This is a genomic window from Actinokineospora sp. (assembly GCF_050699995.1).
GTDB lineage: Bacteria > Actinomycetota > Actinomycetes > Mycobacteriales > Pseudonocardiaceae > Actinokineospora.
On the sequence record NZ_JBOHGC010000267.1, the window covers coordinates 1 to 2,294 of the forward strand.

The following is a 2,294-nucleotide window of genomic DNA, read 5'->3' on the forward strand; positions in this document are numbered from 1 at the left end:
CGTGGGCCAGCGGGCCGGGGACCGTGTGGTCTCAGACCTCCTGAAGTAGCCACGGGGTCTTTGTTGAGATTCACGTCGCTGTGAGCTGGTAGGTCACGGGGCGGTGGTCTCCGGGTAGGCATGTTGGGGTGGCGTTGAGTTCCTCGGTGAGTCGTTGGAGGGCGCGGGCGACTCGTGGGCTGTCGGGCCGGTCCAGGCTGATGGTTGTGGTCTTGGTGGTGTAGTCGATCTGTCCGCCGAGGTGGAGCAGGTTGCGAAGGATGGCGCGGTACTCGTCGGGGTCGGTCAGGTAGGCGTTGAAGCGCTCGGCGAGCCAGGCTTCGGCGTTGAACGCGAGCAGCCGGAGCACCATCTGCAGGCCGCGGCGTTCGAGGCGCGGGCGGGCTCGTTTCGCGTGCGGGTCCAGGTCGGTGGCGAGGATCTTGGCCGGGATGGGGCGTAGGGCGGTCTTGGCGGCGGCGAGCGCGGTCTTGGCTTCCTCGATCTGCTGGTGGAGCTTGGGCAGGGCGGCGTTCATCTGTTTCGGTGTTGCGGGGCCGGCCAGCATCTGCGGCAGCGCTCGTTCGGCGGTCGCGAGGTCGGCCTCGGCGGCCGCGACGTTCTGACGGGCCAGTGTCCGGGCGGGGTTGGTGACTTTGCGGGTGTCGGGGCCGATGTCCATGCCGTAGTCGGCCAGGGCGTCGATGCCGTTGTGGGCGGCGGCGTACTTGAACATGTTCTCGATGCGCCAGCGGGCCCGTAGCCAGCACAGCAGCGCGGCGCCGGTGGCGTTCGTGTCGGAGGTCAGCACCTGCAGCACCGGGGCGCCTGCTTCGAACAGGGTCAACTGTCGAGCGGTCCCGTACCCGTTGATCTGCACGGATTCATCGGCCAGCATCACGCTGATCCGGCGCCCGTCGCGCAGGGTCCAGGACCGTCGTGGCGTGGCGGTCGCCTCGACCAAGGGGGCGCGCCGGTAGGTGACCCAGTCCGCGCCGGCGGCCCGGCACGCGGTGAACGCGGACGGGTAGGCGCCACCCCGGTCGAAACCCAACATGACCGGCGCCTCGGGGCCGATCACCCGCCTCAGCTGGGCAAGGACGCCGGGCAGGGTGGAGGCCAGCCCCGTGGGTTCGCCGGTGCCGAACACCACCGCCCGGCCGCGGGCGTCGACGAGCATGGTGTCGTCGATGCCGGGTTGGGCGTGGCGACGTTTGGTGTTCCAGCCCTTGGCCACGGGTCGGGCACCGGCATAGGGCTTGAAGTGGTCATCGACGAAGTAGACCGGGTCGCCGGCCGGATCCGCGGCGAGCATCCCCGCGGCGAACGCGCGTTGCAAACCCAGTGGGTCCGACCCGTCGGCCAACGCCGAGAGCCGTGCCCGCAGCGTCGCCAGCTCGGGAATCGTGACCAGCCCGACCGTCGGGCCGGCCTCGTCGCGTCGCAGGTGTTTGGTGCCCTCCACGGTGTCGACGCCGAGCGCGAACCCCAGAGTCGCGATCGTCAGCACGCCGACGTCGTCATACCGGCGGGCGGGCCCGCCGGTCAACGAGCCGAAGATCGCTTCGGCGCCCACCCGGTGCAGATACGGATGCAGCAGCATCGCCCCGGCATAACGGCACCGAAACGAGCCCTCGGTGATCCGCGCCGAACAGGCGAAGCCCGGCACCAGTGTCGCCGCAGCCTCGCCCTGGTCGGGCACCTGGTCCGGCACGGGCTCGAGGTTGCCGGCGACCGCGTCGCCCTCACGGGGTTCGACCGCCCCGGGCTCGGTGTCGGTGTCGGTGTCGGTGTCTTCAGGCGCGGGGAGGACCTCTTGAACGGGGGTCGGACCGAGCCGGGCCAGCAGTTCGCTGATCACCGACTGGGCCACCCCCAACCGGTCCGCGATCGACTGCTGGGTCCACCCCGACCCGGCCCACACCCGGGCCCGGGTCACCTGCCGGTCGGTGAGCTTGGGTGGCCGGCCCCGGCGACGCACCAGCCCGGACGAACCGTCGCGACGGGCCCGCCCTCGCAACATCGAGACATACGTCGCGGTCAACTCGAACACCGCGGCGACCTCATCGACACGCCGACCGGCGTCGGTCAGCGCCACGATCGCCAGGTTCCGCATCCCGACGTCGTCCACGTCGTAGCGGTAGACCAACACACGTCCACAGGTCACCAGGGCCTGCCCGTCACTGACCAGCACACGCAGCGCCGCCGGTTCCGGCATCCCGTCCAGCTCGGCCTGACTCACCACACCAACCTACCATATCTCAACTGTTTTCCGATGACATACGGCAAACAAGGAGCCCTGCTCACAGGGCATC

The 2,294-nt window shown here is 70.0% G+C and carries 1 protein-coding gene; it reads right to left on the bottom strand.

All coding sequences use genetic code 11. The features are described from left to right. Positions 1–70 precede the first annotated feature (70 nt). Positions 71–2,221 (bottom strand): putative transposase, encoded by a 2,151-nt coding sequence (locus ACRDSQ_RS13635; RefSeq protein ID WP_431421403.1) that lies wholly within the window; start codon positions 2,219–2,221, stop codon positions 71–73. Positions 2,222–2,294 lie beyond the last annotated feature (73 nt).